General features: G+C 56.8%; 18 protein-coding genes and 5 pseudogenes. 16 read left to right on the top strand and 7 right to left on the bottom strand.

The annotated features are described in order from the left end of the window. Nucleotides 1-394: pseudogene (locus tag K6N12_RS31305) on the bottom strand (DDE-type integrase/transposase/recombinase); the annotation flags it as partial. A 33-nt stretch (nucleotides 395-427) separates the two neighbouring features. Continuing rightward, nucleotides 428-1,116: pseudogene (locus tag K6N12_RS31310) on the bottom strand (transposase). Nucleotides 1,117-1,675: 559 nt separating this feature from the next. Here K6N12_RS31310 and K6N12_RS31315 point away from each other — a divergent pair. After that, nucleotides 1,676-3,010: a hypothetical protein gene (locus tag K6N12_RS31315; protein WP_225881315.1), complete on the top strand. Its 1,335-nt coding sequence runs from the start codon at nucleotides 1,676-1,678 to the stop codon at nucleotides 3,008-3,010. Nucleotides 3,011-3,041: 31 nt separating this feature from the next. Here K6N12_RS31315 and K6N12_RS31320 read toward each other — a convergent pair. Next, nucleotides 3,042-4,221: pseudogene (locus K6N12_RS31320) on the bottom strand (IS256 family transposase). Nucleotides 4,222-4,274: 53 nt separating this feature from the next. Here K6N12_RS31320 and speD point away from each other — a divergent pair. The 3 genes and pseudogenes from speD to K6N12_RS31330 form a co-directional block, all read left to right on the top strand. After that, nucleotides 4,275-4,760 carry an adenosylmethionine decarboxylase gene (gene speD / locus K6N12_RS31325; protein WP_018247191.1) on the top strand — a complete coding sequence of 162 codons (486 nt, stop codon included), beginning with the start codon at nucleotides 4,275-4,277 and terminating at the stop codon, nucleotides 4,758-4,760. A 173-nt stretch (nucleotides 4,761-4,933) separates the two neighbouring features. Further along, nucleotides 4,934-5,032 (top strand): annotated as a pseudogene (locus K6N12_RS35105) (IS630 family transposase); the annotation flags it as partial. Between the two features lie 138 nt (nucleotides 5,033-5,170). Further along, nucleotides 5,171-5,458 (top strand): annotated as a pseudogene (locus tag K6N12_RS31330) (reverse transcriptase domain-containing protein); the annotation flags it as partial. Between the two features lie 140 nt (nucleotides 5,459-5,598). Here the strand turns inward: K6N12_RS31330 and K6N12_RS35110 are convergent. Further along, the gene (locus tag K6N12_RS35110) at nucleotides 5,599-5,814 is read right to left on the bottom strand and encodes a hypothetical protein (protein ID WP_348646384.1); all 216 of its coding nucleotides are present in this window, start codon (nucleotides 5,812-5,814) and stop codon (nucleotides 5,599-5,601) included. Between K6N12_RS35110 and K6N12_RS31335 the strand changes: the two genes are divergently transcribed. Further along, a complete protein-coding gene (locus K6N12_RS31335; RefSeq protein WP_155774533.1) occupies nucleotides 5,768-6,163 on the top strand; it encodes a hypothetical protein in 396 nt (131 codons plus the stop codon). The two genes, K6N12_RS35110 and K6N12_RS31335, sit on opposite strands and share 47 nt — an antisense overlap. A gap of 393 nt (nucleotides 6,164-6,556) precedes the next feature. Here the strand turns inward: K6N12_RS31335 and K6N12_RS31340 are convergent, their stop codons facing one another. From K6N12_RS31340 to K6N12_RS31350, 3 genes are all read right to left on the bottom strand, one after another. Beyond that, nucleotides 6,557-7,084 (bottom strand): nuclear transport factor 2 family protein, encoded by a 528-nt coding sequence (locus tag K6N12_RS31340; protein WP_004678573.1) that lies wholly within the window; start codon nucleotides 7,082-7,084, stop codon nucleotides 6,557-6,559. A 229-nt stretch (nucleotides 7,085-7,313) separates the two neighbouring features. Beyond that, a complete protein-coding gene (locus tag K6N12_RS31345) occupies nucleotides 7,314-7,568 on the bottom strand; it encodes a ferredoxin (RefSeq protein WP_004678571.1) in 255 nt (84 codons plus the stop codon). A gap of 20 nt (nucleotides 7,569-7,588) precedes the next feature. Beyond that, the gene (locus tag K6N12_RS31350; RefSeq protein WP_018247194.1) at nucleotides 7,589-8,767 is read right to left on the bottom strand and encodes a cytochrome P450; all 1,179 of its coding nucleotides are present in this window, start codon (nucleotides 8,765-8,767) and stop codon (nucleotides 7,589-7,591) included. Nucleotides 8,768-9,073: 306 nt separating this feature from the next. Between K6N12_RS31350 and K6N12_RS31355 the strand changes: the two genes are divergently transcribed. The 11 genes from K6N12_RS31355 to K6N12_RS31405 all read left to right on the top strand — a co-directional run bounded on the left by K6N12_RS31355 (nucleotide 9,074) and on the right by K6N12_RS31405 (nucleotide 21,003). Then, nucleotides 9,074-9,397: a hypothetical protein gene (locus K6N12_RS31355; protein WP_132662505.1), complete on the top strand. Its 324-nt coding sequence runs from the start codon at nucleotides 9,074-9,076 to the stop codon at nucleotides 9,395-9,397. Between the two features lie 446 nt (nucleotides 9,398-9,843). Further along, a complete protein-coding gene (locus K6N12_RS31360; protein WP_222149136.1) occupies nucleotides 9,844-10,560 on the top strand; it encodes a Crp/Fnr family transcriptional regulator in 717 nt (238 codons plus the stop codon). A gap of 862 nt (nucleotides 10,561-11,422) precedes the next feature. Then, nucleotides 11,423-11,962 (top strand): peroxiredoxin, encoded by a 540-nt coding sequence (locus tag K6N12_RS31365; protein WP_004678566.1) that lies wholly within the window; start codon nucleotides 11,423-11,425, stop codon nucleotides 11,960-11,962. 75 nt (nucleotides 11,963-12,037) lie between these two features. After that, the gene (gene rpoN, locus K6N12_RS31370) at nucleotides 12,038-13,489 is read left to right on the top strand and encodes an RNA polymerase factor sigma-54 (protein ID WP_004678547.1); all 1,452 of its coding nucleotides are present in this window, start codon (nucleotides 12,038-12,040) and stop codon (nucleotides 13,487-13,489) included. A gap of 528 nt (nucleotides 13,490-14,017) precedes the next feature. Then, nucleotides 14,018-14,335: a HesB/IscA family protein gene (locus tag K6N12_RS31375; RefSeq protein ID WP_004678546.1), complete on the top strand. Its 318-nt coding sequence runs from the start codon at nucleotides 14,018-14,020 to the stop codon at nucleotides 14,333-14,335. A gap of 969 nt (nucleotides 14,336-15,304) precedes the next feature. Next, a complete protein-coding gene (gene nifS, locus K6N12_RS31380) occupies nucleotides 15,305-16,501 on the top strand; it encodes a cysteine desulfurase NifS (RefSeq protein ID WP_004678544.1) in 1,197 nt (398 codons plus the stop codon). A gap of 339 nt (nucleotides 16,502-16,840) precedes the next feature. After that, nucleotides 16,841-17,224 carry a nitrogenase stabilizing/protective protein NifW gene (nifW, locus tag K6N12_RS31385; RefSeq protein ID WP_004678534.1) on the top strand — a complete coding sequence of 128 codons (384 nt, stop codon included), beginning with the start codon at nucleotides 16,841-16,843 and terminating at the stop codon, nucleotides 17,222-17,224. Between the two features lie 176 nt (nucleotides 17,225-17,400). Beyond that, nucleotides 17,401-18,249: an electron transfer flavoprotein subunit beta/FixA family protein gene (locus K6N12_RS31390; RefSeq protein WP_004678528.1), complete on the top strand. Its 849-nt coding sequence runs from the start codon at nucleotides 17,401-17,403 to the stop codon at nucleotides 18,247-18,249. A gap of 15 nt (nucleotides 18,250-18,264) precedes the next feature. Then, complete coding sequence (locus tag K6N12_RS31395; protein ID WP_004678527.1) at nucleotides 18,265-19,374, top strand: electron transfer flavoprotein subunit alpha/FixB family protein; 1,110 nt, start codon at nucleotides 18,265-18,267, stop codon at nucleotides 19,372-19,374. Nucleotides 19,375-19,383: 9 nt separating this feature from the next. Beyond that, the gene (locus tag K6N12_RS31400) at nucleotides 19,384-20,691 is read left to right on the top strand and encodes an FAD-binding protein (RefSeq protein ID WP_004678525.1); all 1,308 of its coding nucleotides are present in this window, start codon (nucleotides 19,384-19,386) and stop codon (nucleotides 20,689-20,691) included. A 12-nt stretch (nucleotides 20,692-20,703) separates the two neighbouring features. Beyond that, a complete protein-coding gene (locus K6N12_RS31405) occupies nucleotides 20,704-21,003 on the top strand; it encodes a ferredoxin family protein (protein ID WP_004678523.1) in 300 nt (99 codons plus the stop codon). Nucleotides 21,004-21,209: the final 206 nt, after the last annotated feature.

Raw genomic sequence — 21,209 nt, forward strand, 5'->3', positions numbered from 1 at the left:
ACTCGGTCCCTTGGTCGACACGGATCGTTTTCGGATAGCCGGCTTTTTGGCACACCCGTTCAAGGGTTTGCACAACGTCTTCGCCTCTATAGCTATGACGTGGATCAAGCACCGGCACGTAGCGCGAAAAGGTGTCGACCACCGTCAGCACGCGCAGTTTCTTACCCGTTGCGAGTTGGTCGTGAACGAAGTCCATCGCCCAGACGTCGTTGGGTCCGACGGCCATGTGCCGATCCTCGCGAAGCTGGGCTTTTACCCTCCGCTTCGGTGTCTTGTTCCGCAACTGTAGCCCCAAGTCCCTGTAAATGCGGTAGGTTCGCTTGATGTTGGTGCCCCAACCCTCGCGTTCCAAAAGCACATGCACGCGACGATAGCCGTAGCGCACCCGCGTCTCAGAGCCCGATTCAAAAGTTCATTCGTATATCCGTTATCTTGCGATGCGCCTTGTGAGCATTCTGATTGAAGCGATTTGCGCCCATGCGGTTGCGCTTTCGATCGATTTCTCCCAATCCTTGGCGAGACGGCGGCAGCGTCCAAGCCAGGCGAAAGTTCTTTCCACCACCCATCTCTTGGGCAGGACGACGAAGCCCTTGGCGTGATCCGAACGCTTGACCATTTCGATCGTCCAGTCACCATGGCCGCACATTGCTCGCCTCAACTTGGCTCCGGCGTAGCCACCATCGGCGAAGATGTGGCGCAGCCACGGAAAACGGCGGCGGATCGCCTTGAGGACATGGGGTGCGCCGTCGCTACGCTTTGGCTGTCGATAATCCCTGCCGTCGGTTGCGCCTCCCGTCCCTCGATTTCCCGCGCCGCCATCACCAGAAGCTGGTTGATGCTCTGCCACAGTCCGATCGCGCGCCAAGCATAAAAATAACCGCGCACTGTCGAAACCGGCGGAAAATCGCCCGGCAGCATGCGCCATTGGCAGCCGCTCGAGGCGATATAGAGGATCGCCTCCACGACCGAGCGCATATTCGTCGTCCGACGCCGCCCGCCACGACGCGCTGGCGGGATCAGCGGTTTGATCAACGCCCATTCCAGGTCCTTCAAATCACTTGGAAAACGAAGCACGTCTCGGTTATGCTCACGGCGAGCGATAGCAGTCCAGCTCATCGAAACCCCATTTGATTTAGCACCAATAGGGAATCACAACTGCCTGTTATCGCTCAACTTCTTTTAAATCGGGCTCTTAGGCAATTTCGGCGGAGGGCGGATTATCAAATATACCGGGCATTACCACTTGGTGTATTCTGCGTGCTTCGCGGTTATACTAGCCATATTTGTTGTATCAATACTTATGCCATCGGATACGACCGAGTCTAATACCGGAGAAAAGATCGCTTAACCGCCCGAATCATTTCAAAAATATTACAGATAGTGGAGGAAGCCCGTGGGCTTACGTGTAATCGCGTGTTCTGCTCCCCAGTTTTCTCACGGCGAGGCGGGCGAAATGGCATTATCAAGCGCCGATCCGGCAAGCCTCTACAATGCCTGCAGATATGCTGCGTCACTGGCATCCAAGGCGGAAGGTGCATGGGGCGAAAGCAATTGGCGCGGCACCAGGAGTGACAGGCGACAATCAACGCTTCTGCTATCTGACATGGACGATGTGCAGCGAAGGCTAACGCCGCTATTAGTCCGGGTCCGGCCCAATTTAGTTCTCATAGGAGCGATGTCGATATGCTTCCGCGGTGCGATTGAGACAGCGAAATACATCAGAGAGTTTCTAGGCGATGACGTTTGTATCGTTCTTGGCGGTCGCCACGCCACCGAAACAATATATCGGGATGACGAAAATCGTGTAAGACATCATCTAGCGTCCCCTCTGCGGCTAATTGCTGACGGAAAAGTTTCCAGCTGTTTCGACATCGTGCTCTCCGGAGATGGTGAACACTTTATCGCGGAAATTGGGTGCGTCGTAGCTTCCTTGGAAGCAAGAGGTTTTTCGCCAAGGCAGGCGAAATTCTCATTGGGCCACCTGACGACCACCCCGGGGCACTGGATCGCCGGCACAATCATGGACGATCAGGTCCACACTGTGTGCTCTTCGGGCATGCCGCTCGATTATAATGGGATGCCATCCCCAGCCGAAATGTTCGGAATTACAACGAGCTTTGACGTGTTTGGTGGCGCGCCTACCGCGCACGTCTTCAGCGACATCGGGCGTGGCTGTATCTATGATTGTATCTTCTGCAGTGAGAGGATCAGCGTTGTCGGGCCTCCTCGACAGTTCAAGATAAGCCCCCACCGGTTATGCGGCCAACTCGCAGCAGCCCGCCGCGTAGTCAAGGCAGATTACGGCGAAAACTTTCCTGTCTCGGCGTTCATTGAAGACTCAACTCTTCTTGGATGGAATTCGGCCCTCGTAGCCCAGTTTGAAAAGGTATTCGACCCACTCGAAAATCCTGTGCGGCTTGGCGGACAAGCGACCATTGACCAAATTGTCAATAACCCAGCCCTTGCACGAAGACTAGGCCGCATGGGCCTGGAATATCTTTTCATCGGGGTCGAGACACCGCGCCCAGAACTTGTTGGAGGTCTTCACAAGAACATCGCCACCAAGAAGGGTTCGTGGATGGAACGCGGGGACAAAGCAGTTGAGATCTTGTCCGAAGCCGGAATCAAGGTTGGGGTATCCCTCCTATTTGGCATGGGCGAGGGAGCTGCTGAAAGGCAGCAATTGTTTTCGGCCTTAGAAAGCTGGCGGAAAACGGGCTCTCTGATCACAATCAGCATGAACTGGGCCGTCCAACACCCTTTGAGAAACACGGTTCAGGGGAATGAATATACCTATTTGGATTGGGCGGTGTCGCCCGGTCCCATGCTGTCGTTGTTAAGGAATTTTGGCGAGTCCTCTGAGATCTATCCAATTGCCGGCGGTACAAGCCCAGACGAAGCCTCCGTAAAGGATATTCTCCAAGCCACCACGGAGATCATGGCTATGCCGCCTGCACACCCAATGCAAAAGCAAGAAGCGGATCATGTCCCAGGACGTGGTGTAGCTTAGACGACCACGGCTCATCCCAGCCGGATGAGTGTCAGCTTGCTGCTGGCAGGCTGATGAGGGGATCATCGCTCATTGTGGCGATTGTCTCAAGTGTCATGTAGCGGGATCGCTGGACGGCCCATTCATCGTTCTGTTCGAGCAGCAGCGCACCGACCAGGCGCACGATGGCGTCGTCGTTGGGGAAGATGCCGACGACCTCTGTCCGCCGCTTGATCTCGCCGTTCAATCGCTCAATCGGGTTGGTCGAGTGAAGTTTGGCCCAATGCTGCTTGGGACATGTAGGCGAGCACGTCTTGCTCGGCGCTGTCCATAAGACTGGCGAGCTTCGGTACCTTTGGCCTGATCTGGTCGGCGACGTTGCGCCACTGAGTGCTTGCCGCCTCCGGCGTGTCCTGAGCGAAGGCCGTGGCAATGAAGGCGGAGAAAACTCGGCGTCCGCTCTTTCCAGCATGGGCCAAGGTATTGCGCATGAAGTGGACCCTGCAGCGCTGCCAGGTGGCGGAGAGCACCTTCGATACTGCGGCCTTGATGCCCTCATGCGCATCGGAGACAACGAGCTTCACGCCACGCAGACCCCGCCTGGTCAGCTTTCGAAGAAACTCCGTCCAGGTCGCCTCGGCCTCGGACGTGCCGAGCACCTCGCGTCGACCGTCGGTGTTGACGCCGACGGCGATGATTACGGCGACGGAGACAATACGACCACCGCGCCGAACCTTGAGGGAGGTCGCATCGATCCACAGGTAGGGCCATTCTCCTTCGATGGGCCTGTCGAGGAAGACCTTCACCTTCTCATCGATTTCTTCGCACAGCCGGGATACCTGGCTTTTGGAGATGCCGCTCATGCCCATGGCCTTGACGAGGTCATCGACGGATCGGGTCGAAACGCCTTGGATATAGGCTTCTTCGATGACCGCAGTCAGGGCCTTCTCGGCCATCCGGCGTGGTTCGAGAAAGCTCGGGAAATAGCTGCCTGTGCGAAGCTTGGGAATGCGCAGCTCGACGGTGCCCGCCCGTGTCTCCCAATCCCGGTCGCGATAGCCGTTACGCTGGGCCAGTCGGAAGCCATTCTTCTCGCCATAGCCCGCGCCGGTCTTCGTGCCGACCTCCAGCGCCATCAGCTTCTCGGCAGTAAAGCCGATCATCTCGCGCAGCAAATCGGCATCGGCGCTCTTCTCAACGAGTGAGCGCAGGTTCATCATGTCGTCGGTCATCGGTGGTGTCCCTCAGGTTGGCTCAAGCAACCCGACCCTACCGGAAATCACCGATGGCTATGAAATCCAGTTACACCACTCCATTGGACACGATCAAGAAGCGGAGCATATATATGCTGAACGGAGCGCCTAAAGGCGGAATAAATTACCCTAGCTCAGACCGAGTATGCGCCGGAACCCATCTCTTTATCGATATGTGGGATGCAGAAAATACGGGAAATGCTGAAGCGATTGAGGCGGCGGTAGCGCAAGCCGTTCATGACTGCCGCGCAACGATGTTGGAATCGAGTTATAGAAAATATAGCGAAGATGGGGGCGTCACGGGCTTCGCAATTCTCGCTGAATCGCACATTTGCGTAAATACCTGGCACGAAGAACGCATGGTCGCGATAGACGTATTTTTTTGTGGTTCGCTAGACCCGTACGCGAGTATCACCGCGTTGCGCGACGTATTTCGTCCATCCCGGATCGATATTAGCGAGCACAAGCGTCTTCTTGGAACAAGAATAACGCATCCAAATATTGTGGAAGCGCTTTAGCCGAAAGTATTCTCCGAAATCGAGGCGGAACATGTCTAGACAAATCGTTTTCGTGCGCGAAAAATACCCTTCTGAATTCCGCACTATGATCGTGCCGAATGAAGTGCCGTACTACACAGAAAAGGGCTTTGAGGTATTCGTCGAGCTTGGTATCGGCGAAAAAATTGGCTTTGCGGAACCAGCCGGATGTCCTAAAGCGCCGGCGTGTCTGGTTCGACGGCCAACTGAATCTCGATCCAGAACAGCTGATCTTCATCGACGAAAGTGTGCTGCAGAGGCACGGAAGGAGTTCAGTATGAGCTAACCCCGTAACGTGAAGCTGCGTGAATGATGGAGGATGGCCCTCCGGGATCGGCTTTCAGGAGCGGGTCTCAAACCAGTCCGAGCTGCTGCGGTAAAGAGCCGTGGTGGCTGGGGCTTACTTTCCGCCGCCGGTGCGCGTCGTCTCCATTCCAAAGAAGACCGGAGGCGAAAGGGTTTTGGGTGTGCCGACGGTCAGTGATCGGATCGCTCAGATGGTGGTCAAGCAGATGATTGAGCCGGATTTAGAGCCGCTCTTCTTGCCAGACTCCTATGGCTACAGGCCGATGAAGTCGGCTTTGGATGCCGTTGGGGTAACGCGTCAGCGGTGCTGGAAGTACGATTGGGTTCTGGAATTCGACATCAAAGGGCTGTTCGACAATCTTCCGCATGATCTCTTTAATCGAAACCCCATTTTGTCGTCGAACGCTCGTTGCGTGATCGCCCTTGATGAGAAACCCTTTTAGCCAGTTCCAACGCCGCGGCCGGACATGGGGCAACCATTGCCCGATTGACCCCAGTCTCCAACTTAAGTGGCTCAGCTCTCTTCAATGAGGCCACAGCTAGCAAGGGCAGAGACGAAATCGTGAACGTCGCATTTGGTGACGTCATACCGTTCTGATTTAAGCTCGCTCAGTATCCTTGGTAGTGTATGCTCGCCGTCCAGTTTCGAAACCAAACCGGCGACCCAAGGCGGAGGAGATTGGATGATCTTTCTTGATTTCTGGGATTCCTTCCAATTCGAGCCTTTCATTTGGCCCAACCCATCGCTGGCGATTTTCCAGCTTGTCAAGAAGTATAAGGCGGCTTCGGGAGGCCCATACGGTCGTATGAAGCCCCACTTCACCATTACGGTCGACTCGGCGCCCATTGCTGATAAACAAAACTCCAATCTCTCGGCATGTGGTAGATCCAAAAATCGTGCCAGCTGCAAAAAGAGCCTAGGAAAAGTTTTCCTATTTGCTCGGAGCCTAAATGCAACTGCATCAACAGCGCCCGAACAATATCGCGTCGCGTTTCAACAAATCGGCAGCGCCGCATGCGCGCCAATCAACCGCAGACGAGGGAGAAAACTCCGAGCAGCTCCGGCAGTGTTCTGGTAAGCGCGTCGCCGTGTTCCGCAAAGCGGCGCACAACGGCAGCGCCTATGCAGTCCGCCCCGCCATGACAAGCGCAATGCGCGCAGTGGAGTGCTCGGCAGGAGGGAAGAGTTCGGCTCGTGGCGTCCCGGGCATGGCGGGTGCGCCTACCCCGGTTACTAAACGATCTCCAGCCACCGTCGACGGTCACCACAGACCCGGTGACGCTTGCGCGCTGGCGAGAAAGCGCACCGCTCGGGCAATTTTGTCTGGACGCGCCACGCGACCCATTGGCACCCGGCTGCGCACCGCGGTGAGGTCTATCTTGCCCGCGCGTTCAAGTTCCGAAACCATCGGCATGCGCACGTAAAAGTTCCCTGACCAACGTTGACGATCTCGAGGCTGAATCCTGATCGATCAAGTCTCACTTTCACCCTCTTGAAGGAATGCAGTCTTCCTAAATGCGTAGACGGGGTCATCGGGACATGATGCTCCGATCGGCTGCCGGTGGCCGAACTGCTCAGTCTCGGATGCCGCGGCCAAGATCTGCTCCTCGACTAGATCATAGACCACCGTCCGTTCGGCAATTCTCCAATCCCCTCCCTTTTTCAGGAACAGATCGCAATAGCGGCCGCAGATCAGGGCCTGACTTAGCGTTCCGGCCTTGTTCGGTGCGCGTTGCAGTGCGGCGAAGTAACTTTCGACGGCGGCTTTTTCCGGGCTGCTGAACTCAATCAGAATGTTCGTGATTTGATGGATGTTGCGCGGTCCCGTCTTGAAGACACCAAGGGCGAACTCGATGAAGCCCTCGGCCGAACCGGAATAGGTCCCGTGATTGTCACGTGCATCGGGCCAGTAGGAACTGCGCAGCGCCCTTTCATCGGCGCGGTCTATACCGCGGCAATACCGATAGAGGCAGTCGCGGAGCGCCTCGCGGTCGAGCAATTCGGTAATTTTTTTTGTGTTTCATCGCTTGTCGCACATCTGATATTGGGGCGCTTACCCATCCAGTGACGCAGCCAGCTTTCAACTGCTCGGCTGACGTAAGGAAAAACCCTCCCTCTGCTTAGGCATGCATGTAAACAACTGCCCTTAGAAGTAGACATCAATGGGAGAGCTGCGGGTAAGGTGTTTGGACAGCGACGGCGCCGTCATGCACCAGTTGCGTTGCGTTTCAACCCCCACAATGTTGGTTGAACAAAAGGCGATCGAGCAACGCATCCGAAACGCAATCTATCTCCAGCGCACGTTCAGGGCAGGATCGAGCGCCTCGCGACGCGAACAGTTCGTCCCTCTCCTCGACATCGATTGCACCGGGCAGTATGTATCCCTCGTCGTCAAGATTGAATATTTCGGGCGCTTGGGCCCAGCATCTTGCATGACCTTGGCATTTGGAAGTGTGCACTATGACGCGCATACGGTACTCCATGTCTTTCCTCCTCTCAATTATCAGGACCAGTCCAGGATCAGATTCTCTATTCCAAACACGTGGCCCCCATAGGTGATGGGCGCCGTACCATCCTTGATACGGAAGTCAGGGATGCGCGACAGCCACTCCTCCAGGCCGATGACGATCTCTCGCCGGGCAAGGTGTGATCCAAGACAGCGATGGGGACCGTACGCAAAAGCGGTGTGGCGATTGTCTTCTCGTGCCAAATCGATCGTGTTCGGATTTTCGAATTCCACCGGATCACGATTGGCAATCATCGTGGCGCAGGAAATGTAGTCCCCCTTACGGATCGGCGCGCCTTCGAAATTGATATCTTTCGTCGCCACACGGATCATCTGCACGGTCGAATAGGCGCGAAGCAGTTCTTCGGCTGCGAGCACAATTCGATCCGGTTTGCTCCGCAGCAATTCCTGTTCTGTCGGATTGCGCGCGAGATAGGCCAGGTCAAAGCCGATCGCCGTTGCCACGGTGTCCAGTCCCGCGACGAATAGAAGCACGCCTATTCCATGGATTTCCTGGTCTCTCAACAGGCGGCCGTCGACCTTTGCCTGCACGACGAAGGTCATGAAATCGTCGGCCGGTTCTTTGCGGCGCATCGCTGCAAGTTCATCGATGAACGCCAAAATTGTTCGGGCGGCTGCGGTTCGTCTGATGCCGTCGCCGTGGAGCAGGTCCTTCCCCCAGCCCACGAATGTATTGAGGCGCTCATCGGATAAGCCGAGCAAACGGAGGAAGATACTAACCGCAAAAGGAAAGGCGAAGTCCGTCAAGATGTCGCAGCTTGTGCTCGACGCGGAAATCTTGGAAATCAACGCAATCGCCCGATCACGGACCGCCGGTTCAAGCTCCATTATCCGCCTGGGCGAAAGCAGCGGATTGAGAAGTGAGCGAAACACGCTGTGAGCCGGGGGGTCGAGTTCAAGCGGGATCAGCGGCCAGTTTTCGCCAAGCGCCGAGGCGAAAAGGCTCCGATGGCTGGAAAAGGTTCCGGTGTCCTGCAGCAATTTGCGTTGGTCCTGAGCGCGAACGATGACCCAGGTACCTCGGCCATCGCGCGTATTGCAGGGAGAATAAAAGATTCTCGGTCCATTATGGAGGCAAGCGACAGCTGCGTGCGGATCCCCATTTGGCATGCGCTCCATGCCGGGCGACGTGAACAGGCTGAAGTCCTTCACCATTTCGGGAGGGACATGTTCTGGAACCCTAATGGTAGCCACTGCTTTTCTCCTGTCATCAAAGCCCCTTCGCCGAGAACGAATTCTCCTCGGAGAGGGAGCGAGCAAAATCGTTGAGCGCCAGATTTCCAATCTCAGCAGCGCGAGGCGCCAATGACATGCGATGCAGCGATCAGATCGCCGTGCGGCTCGAAATCCACGCTGCTTTGTTGGCCGAAGTCGAAATTTCTTGGATGCCTCGCCCGCCCTTCCGGTCGACATCGGATTTTCACGGGTACCTCTCTTCCGGTAAATGCGTTCTGAGCACAGATGCATTTTGATTTCCTCCGCTCCATGGCGGTCACCAAAGAAACCGGCCGACAGTCCTTGCCGCCCCGCAAGAAGAACTTCAAAGTTCATGCCAATTTGATTGATTTGGCCGGAAAGAAATTTTTCAATTGCCTTTCAGCGCTTTGGCTCAAGGCAGAACAAAGATTGGCTGATCAAGGCCGTGTCGCGCATCTAACAAAACCCGACATCAGGTGCCGGATGCCATCTATTCAGGTGCGACTTTTTCCCAGCCACCACAGCCGGGGGCCAGAGACAGCGCGACGAGCAACGAATGTCCTGATGTACTGCGATGCAGTGGGATAGCTTGAGGGTGGGTAGCTTTGAATTGTGGCATCGAGCTAGCGGCGGAATTCCGGGAAAAGCTCGAAGCGTGCTACTCCTTTGTCCTGAATGTCAGTTCTACCAGCCCGACGACACCACCCTAAGAGTCGGCGGCAATCTGCCGATTGGGTGTTGTCTGACAGCAATGGATATGGTGGCCTACCGTCCGCCGAGACGGAAGGCGATGGCCGCAGAAAGCCCGCTCAAGCGGCGGGCCGAAAATGCCGTCCGAAACAAATCCACAAAACTGCCCTGCCTGGCACGGCAAGAGCGTGGGTACGGAGATTTGATCTGGATCAAATCGCAATCCTGATGAAATTGATAGCCATCAAAGACGCGCTGGAAGAAATAGGGATAGCCGAAGTCGCAACGGCCGCGTGGTCGTCTCGGGCATGTCCGGCATAGGCGGTTTTCGAAGGGATCAGGACATGGACGTCGCACGCGGTGAGGTTCTCGTGATTAGCACTTCCGTCGCTTGCCGTTCCTGCCAGGCGCGGCACGGCGTCTTTTGCGGCGCCTTGTCGGCTGGCCAGCTTAGCGAACTTGGCCGCCACTCGCTGCGCCGCAAGGTCGACGCAGGCTGCGAGATCATTGCACAAGGATCGGAAAACTCTTTCTATTCGAACATCACGCGCGGCGTGGTGAAGCTCTGCAAGGTGATGTCGGACGGGCGCCAGCAGATCGTTGGCCTGCAATTCGCCCCCGATTTCGTCGGCCGCCCCTTCGTGCGCGAAAGCACGCTGTCGGCCGAGGCCGCGACCGATGCGGAGATCTGCGTGTTCCCCCGCAATTTGCTCGAACGCATGATATTGGAGACTAGGGAATTGCAGCGTAGCCTGCACGCTCAGGCGCTGAACGAGCTGGATGCCGCGCGCGAATGGATGCTGACGCTCGGCCGGCGGACCGCCGAGGAGAAGGTCGCAAGCCTGCTCCACCTCATTGCCGCCCACGCCGAGACGGCGACGAGCACTGCCTTCGATCTGCCGCTATCGCGTGCCGAGATTGCCGACTTTCTCGGGCTGACGATCGAAACCGTCAGCCGCCAGTTGACCCGGCTTCGCAAAGAGGGCGTCATCCGCATCGAGAACATCCGGCATATCACCGTGCCCGACATGGATGCGCTCGCAAAGAAAATCAGCGGGTAATTGCCACCCGCGTATCGCCAGCGTAAAGAACTAGGCGGCATTGTCGGGATGCAGACGGACGTGCCGGGCGCTACCACATCGAGCATTCCGGGCGAGAAAACTTCTAGTCCCGGAGCCGCCGGCTTGCAGCTCGGGATAGCCGCCGGGCAGGTGGGTGGCGTCGCCATCGGCGCCGGGCGCCCAGCACGTCGCCAGCGAGCTGAGCGGTGAGTGGTGAATGGAACAAAATATCAGCTCCGCGGCGACGTCAGCCGAGCAACAAATGCTCGTAGGCCAAAGGCTACATAGCGCGACCCGGGTGCCGGTCGGCATCAGCCGATCGATATTGGCGGCTGCGAGCTCTTCACGCCCCCAACCTGCGGATATCCGCCATCGTCGTCTTCTGTGACGAAATTATCGGAGCCGTTTGCGTTTCACCATTTTTCGATGCGCGGTCCGAGCCTGGCGCCCCCTTTTGTCGGACCTCAAACTTTCTTGTGCAGTTTCAAACAAGAAAACGTGCGCGGGTAGACATACGCACGAGCAGAACCTCAAGCCCCGTGACCCGCGCCTTCCCGCCGCGACCGGACTGGCGGGCAGTATGCTAAGGTTCTAAAAGGCGACAGAGAAACCTTGATCGAGATGCGGTCGGAAGTAGCCGAAACAGCGCCCGGCCGTCAGCGCGGCACAACGGCTTCACAATTCGCTCGCCCGCACGAGCAGCGCACGAGTGCGGCGACGAAGGCCCTGTGCTGACCGCAAGTCCATCTCCTTCAGGCCAAATGGCATGACGCTTGCTTGCCCTGGCGTGTGGGCCGAGGTCGGATTCGTGTTAGCCGTGACTGAGAGGCCGCAAATAAATTTTCCTAGAGGAGCTTCATTGATGACCATGGAAAAGCAGGTCCCTATTGTCACCTTTCGCACGCGGGTTCGCGACGAGTCTATATCCGGTCCCAACCCCTACCGCTGGGAAGACAAGACGACCGACGACTATTTCAGCGGTAAGCGGGTAATCCTTTTTTCGCTGCCGGGCGCCTTCACGCCAATCTGCTCCACCTTCCAACTGCCTGATTTCGAAAGTCTTTATGTCGAGTTTAAGAAGAATGGCATTGACGACATCTACTGTCTCTCCGTCAACGATGCCTTCGTCATGAATGCTTGGGGCAAGTCTCAGGGGTTGAAAAATGTCAAGCTTATCCCGGACGGTTCGGGAGAATTCACTCGGAAAATGGGTATGCTCGTCGCCAAGGACAATCTCGGTTTCGGTCTGCGCTCCTGGCGCTACGCTGCCGTGATCAATAATGGCGTCGTGGAGGGGTGGTTCGAGGAAGAAGGCTTTGGCGACAACTGCGCGACCGATCCGTATGGCGTTTCTTCGCCGCAAAACATTTTGAAATGCCTTAAGGCCCCAGCCTTCGTATGAGCATTGAAGCCAACGACCAGCAGCTACGACTTGTCGTGCACACCTGCGCCGAATGATAGGAGTTTTGCTCGAACCATGAAGTCCTTTACAAGCCTTCATCAGCGTCAGCAGCAATCGCTGGTTATTACGCCCCAGCTCATCGCGTCTATTCGCTTGCTGCAGCTGGCGCACACCGAACTGAATCAGTTCGTGGAACAGGAAATCGAGAAGAACCCATTTCTCGACCTGGCGTCGAATGACGGCGGGGCTTCTGGCGTATCGCCAACTGCGGCGGATGATCCAAATATCAGCGCACGCGAAGACCACGTTGATGGACCGGCCAGGACGGACATGCCTGAGCTGTCTAGTCCCTGGAAATCAATCCGTGACACAGGCAACCTTTCGCCGGGGGAAAGGCCTTCCCTGGATGAGTTCGCCGCCTCAACTGAGACATTGCACGAACATGTCGCCCATCAGATCGCCCTCACTGCCTTCACACCCCAGGAGCGGCTGATTGCTGGCGCGCTTGCCGACCATCTGGATGACACTGGGTATCTGCAAGTGAACCTTCAGGAGCTAGCAGAGAGGCTAAATAGCCCTGAGGCTGGAGTGAAGCGGGTTCTTGAGGCTTTGCAGCTATTTGACCCGCCGGGCATATTTGCGCGAAGTCTGGGCGAATGCCTCGAGATTCAGTTGCGCCAACGAGACCGGTTCGACCCGGCCATGGCAGCTCTGGTCGCAAATCTCGAGTTGCTTGCGCGACGCGATTTTCGAGCACTGAAGCGACGTTGCCGGGTCGATGAAGACGACCTTCTCGATATGTTGAACGAAATTCGTGCACTTGACCCAAAGCCTGGAAACCAGTTCCAGTCCGCAAGGTCGGAATCCATCATACCCGACGTCTTCGTCCTACCCTCGCCGGGAGGCGGATGGCACGTCGAGCTTAATCGGGAGATTTTGCCCAAGGTACTGATCAACCAAACCTATTTTGCGCAAGTTACTCGCCTAACCGCCCAAAGCTCGAAAGATCAGTCATTCCTCAACGAATGCTTCCAGAGCGCGAGCTGGTTGGTTCGGAGTCTCGATCAGCGCGCCACGACGATCCTTAAGGTGGCGACCGAAATCGTGCGCCACCAGGATGTCTTTTTGGAAGATGGCATTGCTCATCTTCGCCCTCTCAATCTTAAGACCATCGCTGACGCGATCGACATGCACGAGTCCACTGTAAGTCGGGTAACGTCGAACAAATACATTCTCACGCCCCGCGGCGTGTTCGAGCTCAAGTATTTTTTCACCGTCGCGATCCCGTCCTCACAAGGCGGTGACGCGCACTCGGCCGAAGCTGTGCGCCATCAGATAAGGGCACTTATTGCCGCAGAGACGCTCCATGATGTGCTGTCCGACGATGGCATCGTTGCCAAGCTCAAGGAAACAGGCGTCGACATTGCTCGCCGCACAGTCGCCAAATATCGCGAGGCGATGAACATCCCCTCGTCCGCGCAACGCCGGCGGGAGAAACGGTTTGTACTGGCGGCCGCGGAGGGATAAGTCCTTTGTACCGTAGGTGATGCCCTTTTCCCAAAAACCGCGGAACTGAGGCACATGTGACATTGTGCTTAGTCCTCTCCATGGAGGATCGACTTCATATGGGCTGGCGACCGCAGCCTCGTCACGGGAGCTTCAAAAGTTGTTCCGGCCGCTTAAGCTGACGTTCCAGAAAAGATTAGATGTCTGTTCCATAGCCCAAGCGCTTAGGGGCTAAGCGGTTAATCACGAAACTCGTGCAGAATTTTTATGTCGCGCAAGCGACAAATCTAGAAGCAGTTGTCGCCTCCCATTCATTTTCGCCGAACCGCTGGGATTTCGGTGCGGCGGCAACGAGAGCCTCAACCGAAAATGATAGACGGAGATACGCGGGCAGACGTTCTGGAGTTGGCGCGCTTTCGAGATCTCCGATGTTCGACGACGCAGGAATACAACACGCGGGCTGATCGAACTCTTGGCCTTCCTTACCGCTTGGCACGACGCATGCACGGTAATCCGAAAATGCGCCATCGAACAAAAAGGAATCATCCCATGATCAAGCTCACAGAGAATGCCGCCGCCATCATGAACGTAACGCTTTCCCGAGCCGAGCAGGCGGAAGGCTTTCGCATCGCGGTCGAGGCAGGTGGATGCGCCGGCTACAAATACCTGGTGGGGCTAGAAAGCGTCCAGGGCGAGGGCGACGCGGTGATCGAAACAAATGGGGTCAAGGTGTTCGTTGACGCAGACTCCCAAGCACACATCAACGGCATGACGATCGACTTCGTGACGGGACCAGAAACCTCCGGTTTTGTCTTCGACAATCCCAATGCGCACCAGAACTGCACTTGCGGCAAATCCTTCGGCTGATCACCGAGAAAGCGAGAGAGCCATGCGGAATTATTGCGAAAAGGTCATGGTTTCCTTTTTCAATCCGAAGAACGACGGCGTGCAGGAAAATCCCCTCAGCGAGACCGCGGCAGTTTCCTACGGTAGAGGGCCTGAATTGATAATTGGAGTCGATCCAACGGTGGGAGCGTTTCTGGTGACGCCGTCGTCCTTGCGTTCCAACCCAGCGACCGCCTTCTCGCCAGCGCTGGCCGAACTCATAACCCTAAAGCCCGCCGAAGCGCCTCAAAACGTCCGTCAGGAGACAGCAGGCTTTTTAAGCGGTTTGCTGCCGGAGAAAAAGGTCTGCTCATCAACGGATTATCCTGAGGCAGCAAAATTTTTTGGCGGGCATCCGGGCCAGGATTCCAAAGGAGACGCTCCCTCTGCAAGCAGTTCCGCGCCGAGGAAAGGTGAGCGAAGACGCGTGCGTGTCAAGAGGCTTGATTTCATGACCAAGTCGCTCACTTCGCTAGATCTGGCAGTAGACGGACGACACTCGTTCAAGCCGTCGAAGACGTGTCAGCGGTTTATACAGTACTGGTCGTCGAAAGCCTCGCTCCGGCAGAGGAGGACGATCAGACCGTCACAACAGAAATCTGAGGCCTGGAGAAATTGGCAGGGTCGAAATCGATGTTGTAGCCGGCAATCGCGTAGGACAGGGTCTAAAAATCGCCGCAGCCTGCAACAGTTCAGTTCTCAGCGACAAGCTAAGCTGGCGACCCATCTAGTTAAGCAGCCGCGGCGAATCCAACCGTTGGAAAAGGCGCGAGCGCACAACGTTCTTCCCTTCCTACTGATGGCGGCGATGCGACGTTATCGATGCCAACAAGATCGCATGACGCGCCATCGCACGACTCCACCCCGCGCTGCTTGCCCGAGGTTAGCAAACAACAGCATGTGCAAGACGCCGCAGCATTGTCACCGCTTCCCCTCAGTCGAGATCCACCCATGAGAGCGATCTATCTCGACAATAATGCAACGACCAGAGTCGATCCTGAAGTGGTTGAAGCCATGCTGCCGTTCTTTGCGGATCAGTTTGGAAACCCTTCGTCGACGCACGCTTTTGGCTCCTCTATCCGCGAGGCGGTGAGGAAGGCGCGCCGGCAATTGCAAGCGCTGATCGGCGCCGAGTTCGATCATGAGATCGTGTTCACCTCGGGGGGGACGGAAAGCGACAATGCGGCGATCCTTTCGGCGCTGGAGGTGATGCCTGAGCGCACAGAGATCGTGACTTCCGCAGTCGAGCATTCAGCGGTGCTGACACTCTGCGGCCATCTGGAGAAGACGCGCGGCATTAAGGTACACAGGATCCCAGTGGATCGACATGGACGTCTCGATCTTGACGCCTATGAGACCGCCCTCACTCATCGTGTAGCGATTGCTTCGATCATGTGGGCGAACAACGAGACGGGAACCATTTTCCCGGTCGCTAAGCTTGCCGAGATGGCCAAGAGAATCGGTGCACTTTTCCACACCGACGCGGTCCAGGCGGTCGGCAAGGTTCCAATGGACCTCCAACCTACTGCAATCGACATGCTTTCGTTGTCCGGACACAAATTCCATGGACCAAAAGGCATTGGTGCACTCTATCTCAGGCGGGGCTTATCTTTCTCCTCACTGATCAAGGGAGGTCATCAGGAGCGCGACCGACGCGCAGGGACAGAAAATACGGCCGGGATTGTCGGTTTAGGCAAGGCTGCCGAACTCGCCCTGAAATCAATAGACGACGAGAGCACCCGATTAAAGTCGCTCCGAGATCGATTGGAGAACGGCATTGTCCAGCGTGTTCCAGGCGCCTTCGTAACCGGCGATAGGCTTAAGAGGTTGCCGAACACGGCGAACATCGCCTTTCAACGTGTCGAAGGAGACAGTATGCTCCTTCTTCTCAACCGCTATGGCATCGCCTGCTCTTCCGGCTCTGCTTGCTCCTCCGGTTCGCTGGAGCCGAGCCATGTCTTGAGGGCAATGGATATCCCTCATGCTATGGCGCACGGAACAATCCGCTTCTCGTTCTCGCGCGATAACTGTGACGAGGATGTCGACCGGGTGCTCGAAGTTTTACCGGGCATCGTTGAAAGGCTCCGGAGCCAATCCCGTTCCGGCCACGTGGCCGACACGAGCAGCCGGGTTCGTTCAGGGGAGTAGGAGCAGGCACGCTCATGAAACGGCAATTCCTTTTCACCGATACGACCTGCATGACGGCACCGGCATCGTATGAACGATCAGGTAAAAGCCGGGGCTCTCAGTCACATAGATCGCCGGTTCACCGCCCATGCGTGTTCATGGAGGGGGCCCAGCGCCATATCATCTTAATCAATCTCTCGACACCATCGGTGGATCGCATCCGACCATCAGCCTATGCCGACTCCAGTTGCAACGCGACTGCCTTGCGCCTAGCCGCGTCGAACCACGCATTCCGTACGTTGCAGCTTAAGCTACGGGAGAACGATCTCGCGATCACCGCTCACGACCAGGGGGAATCTTATGTGCCGTTGCTCCGCTGACAGCAGTCCCGTCGATGTCAAAGACATCCTCAATCGGCTGAAATCTCTCTCGGCTGCGGAGGAGTTCTTCGAAGCCCTAGGGGTCCCCTATGACCCGAAGGTTCTCGATGTCTCACGACTCCATATCATGAAGCGTATGGGCCAATACCTCGCGGCAGAGGACTTCTCCCATCTCCCAGACCGGGTAATCGCTGCTCGTGCCCGTGCCATACTGGAAAGGGCCTACTGTGATTTCGCGACCTCCGCGCCGCTCTCGCACCGGGTCTTCAAGGTGCTCAAGGACCACAATCCGAACAGACCTGTCACACCCGGCCGCACCGTTGTCCCGTTAGACTCTTTCCTGAAGCCGTTCGAAAAGAAGTGAGCACGGTTGCGACACGACAATGTCGGGAAGCTTACAATTCAGTCATATGCTAGCAACGTCGGAATCGAAGCCATTTCAATGTGATAGAGAACGCCAAACGGTTGGCACGAATGATGCACGCAAGCATGTGTACTGACAAGCCCGCCACCCATAGAGGGAGGGAGTAAGAAACCGCCATGCACATAGTTATCTGTATCAAACAGGTACCGGACTCCGCACAAATACGAGTGCATCCGGTGACGAACACAATCATGCGTCAGGGGGTGCCAACCATCATCAACCCCTATGATCTGTTCGCCCTTGAAGAGGCGCTCCAGTTGCGCGACCGCCATGGCGGCGAGGTGACCGTGCTCACCATGGGGCCGCCCATGGCAGAGGACGCGTTGCGCAAGGCGCTCACCTACGGCGCCGACCGCGCCGTACTCTTGACCGACCGTCATTTTGCCGGCTCCGACACTCTGGCGACCTCGTTTGCTCTTTCGCGAGCCATCGCGAAGATCGGAGAGGCCTTCGGTACGCCCGATATCGTCTTTACGGGCAAACAGACCATCGACGGCGATACCGCCCAGGTTGGGCCTGGCATCGCCAAGCGCCTCGACCTCCTGCAGCTCACCTACGTTGCCAAAATCGTCTCTGTCGACATCAATGGGCGCGAGATTACGGTGGAGCGCCGCTCGGAAGGGGGCACGCAGACGCTGATGAGCAAGCTCCCTTGCCTAATTACAATGCTCGAAGGCACAAACGAAATCCGCCGCGGCTCGCTCGATGACGCGCTACGGGCCGCGCGCAGCCAGATCGTGAAGTGGAATGCGGCCGACGCTGGCATAGAGGACCTCACCAAGTGCGGCCTGCGTGGCTCGCCAACCGTCGTTAAGAGGGTCTTTGCCCCTCCTGAGCGGGCGGAAAAGGCGGAGCAGATCGACACCGCGGAAAAAACACCGCGCGATCTCGCGGAGGAGTTGATCGCTGGGATCTTTTTGCGCCAGCCGGCGCTCGAAAGCGAACTCGCCTTTGACGGCGAATGAAGGCAAGGAGCGACGATGTTGAGCACGAATCGAGAGAGCCCTCCTCCAGCCGCTGGCCGTGCCGCCATGAAGAAAGAGCTGCCCGATCAGTTTAAGGACCATCGGCACGTTTGGGTCTTCATCGAGCTGGAGCGCGATCAGGTGCATCCCGTCTCCTTCGAGCTGCTCGGCGAAGGCCGCAAGCTCGCCGACAAGCTGGGCGTCCAGCTTGCCGGCGTCGTTCTCGGACCACCGGGAGAGGCCACGTGGTTTGCCATCGCCGAGGCTTTTGCTTATGGCGCCGACCTGGCCTACCTCGTCGAGGCCCCACTGCTCGCCGACTACCGAAATGAGCCTTTCACCAAAGCATTGACGGATCTGGTTACTAACTACAAACCGGAAATCCTTCTTTTAGGGGCAACGACGCTCGGGCGCGACCTTGCCGGTTCCGTGGCGACGACCTTGTTGACAGGGCTCACGGCGGATTGCACCGAACTTGATGTGGATGCGGACGGCTCGCTTGCGGCGACCCGGCCGACTTTCGGCGGCTCCTTGCTTTGCACGATCTACACGCTCAACTGCCGGCCGCAGATGGCAACGGTCCGGCCGAGGGTCATGGCCATGCCTCCGCGCGGGAATAATAAGATCGGACGCGTCATTCAACACAAAGTGTCGATGATCGAGGAAGAGATCGTCACTAAGGTCCTCGGTTTCTTGTCCGATGGCCAGTCGGCGACGGCGAATCTCGCCTATGCGGACGTCGTGGTTGCTGGAGGCCTCGGTCTCGGCGCGGTGGAGAACGTGAAGCTTATGAAGAAACTCGCGCGGACGATCGGGGCCGATTATGGCTGTTCGCGCCCCCTCGTCCAAAAGGGCTGGATGCCTGCTGATCGGCAGATCGGCCAAACTGGCAAAACTATCCGGCCGAAGCTTTACATAGCAGCCGGCATTTCCGGCGCCATCCAGCATCGCGTTGGCGTCGAGGGAGCTGATCTTATTTTAGCCATTAACACCGATCCTAACGCGCCGATTTTTGATTTCGCCCACCTCGGCGTCGTCACCGATGCGATCCGTTTACTGCCGTCATTAACGGAACTCTTCACCCATCGACTGTCGCCGCACAGTCGCGATAAGCTTGCAAACTGAGGGCGCCCCATGACTGAGGAAAACTTCGACGCCATAGTTATCGGGGCCGGCATGGCCGGAAACGCAGCTGCTTACACGATGTCGAACCGCGGCATGAAGGTGCTGCAGTTGGAGCGTGGCGAGTATCCGGGCTCCAAGAATGTGCAGGGCGCCATCATGTACGCGGACATGCTGGAGAAAATCCTGCCGGATTTCCGGGATGATGCGCCTCTGGAGCGGCACTTAGTCGAGCAGCGCTTCTGGATGATGGACGACTCGTCCCACATCGGTATGCAATACCGGTCGGACGACTTCAACGAGTCGAGACACAATCGCTACACGGTCATTCGCGCCCAATTCGACAAATGGTTTTCACGCAAGGTGCGCGAGGCCGGAGCGACGCTTCTATGCGAGACGACCGTGACGGAACTCGTTCGTGATCCAAAGGGCAAGGTGATTGGCGTTCGCACCGACCGCGCCGGCGACGTGATTCTTGCTGACGTGGTCGTTCTCGCAGAGGGCGTCAATGGGCTGCTCGGCACGCGTGCTGGATTGCGTGACACGCCAAAACCGGAAACTGTCGCGCTCGCCGTCAAGGAAATGCATTTCCTGGCCGAAGAGGTAATTGACCAGCGGTTCGGCCTCAAGGCCAATGAAGGCTGCGTCATCGAGGCAGTTGGCACGATCTCTCGCAACATGGCCGGGCTTGCCTTCCTCTACACCAACAAAGAATCGATCTCGATCGGCATTGGCTGCCTTGTCTCCGAATTCGCGGCAACAATGGAAAGTCCTTATGATCTGCTCGAAAAATTCAAAAGCCATCCGTCGGTAAAGCCGCTGATCGCAGGAGCGGAAGTCAAGGAATATGCGGCGCATCTCATTCCAGAAGGTGGTTACAAGGCAATTCCGCAGCTTTTTGGTGACGGCTGGGTCGTCGTCGGCGACGCGGCACAACTTAATAATGCGGTGCACCGCGAGGGGTCAAACCTCGCCATGACGTCGGGGCGCATCGCCGGCGAAGCAATCGTCCAGATCAAGAATCGCAAAAAGCCGATGGTCAAGGAGAACCTCTCCCTTTACAAGTCGATGCTTGAAAAGTCGTTCGTTATCAAAGACTTGCGGAAATACAAGGACATGCCTGCCCTGCTGCACACCAATTCCCGCAATTTCTTCACGACTTATCCAAGGTTGCTGTCGCAGGCCGCACAGAACTTTGTGCGAGTCGATGGCACCCCGAAGATCGACAAGGAACGGGCGACCACGGGCACCTTCATCAAGGCACGCTCCCGCTGGGGGCTGTTTGGTGACGCGGTTCGCTTGGCGCGCGCGTGGCGATAAAGGAGAGATGAGATGACGGTTGCAGTGACGAACATACGCGTAGAGGACAAGCTTTACCAAAATCGATACGTGGTCGATGCCGGACGCCCGCATATTAGGGTGCGTCCACACGATTGGCCAAGCGTAAATCTGTATGCCCTCACAAGTGTCTGTCCGGCCAAGTGCTACGAATTGAATGACCAGGGCCAAGTGGAGGTTATCGCCGATGGGTGCATGGAGTGCGGCACGTGCCGCGTACTCTGCGAGGCAAGTGGAGATATCGAGTGGAACTATCCGAGAGGCGGTTTCGGCGTTCTCTTCAAGTTCGGATAAGGGTTTGCAACTCCACGATTCAGAACTAACTTGGGTTTGCAGACGGGCGCATCGGAAACTTGCAGAGGTGCGCGTTGCAGATTGGCATTAGAAATTACTATATATACATGCAAGCAAGGGTTATAAGAAACGTTAGACAACCCAAGGCCATATAATGACCCACATGCCCGCCCGACCGGTCGATGGAGCGGAACCCCTATCTGCGC

The organism is Rhizobium redzepovicii (assembly GCF_019793435.1).
Classification (GTDB): domain Bacteria; phylum Pseudomonadota; class Alphaproteobacteria; order Rhizobiales; family Rhizobiaceae; genus Rhizobium; species Rhizobium redzepovicii.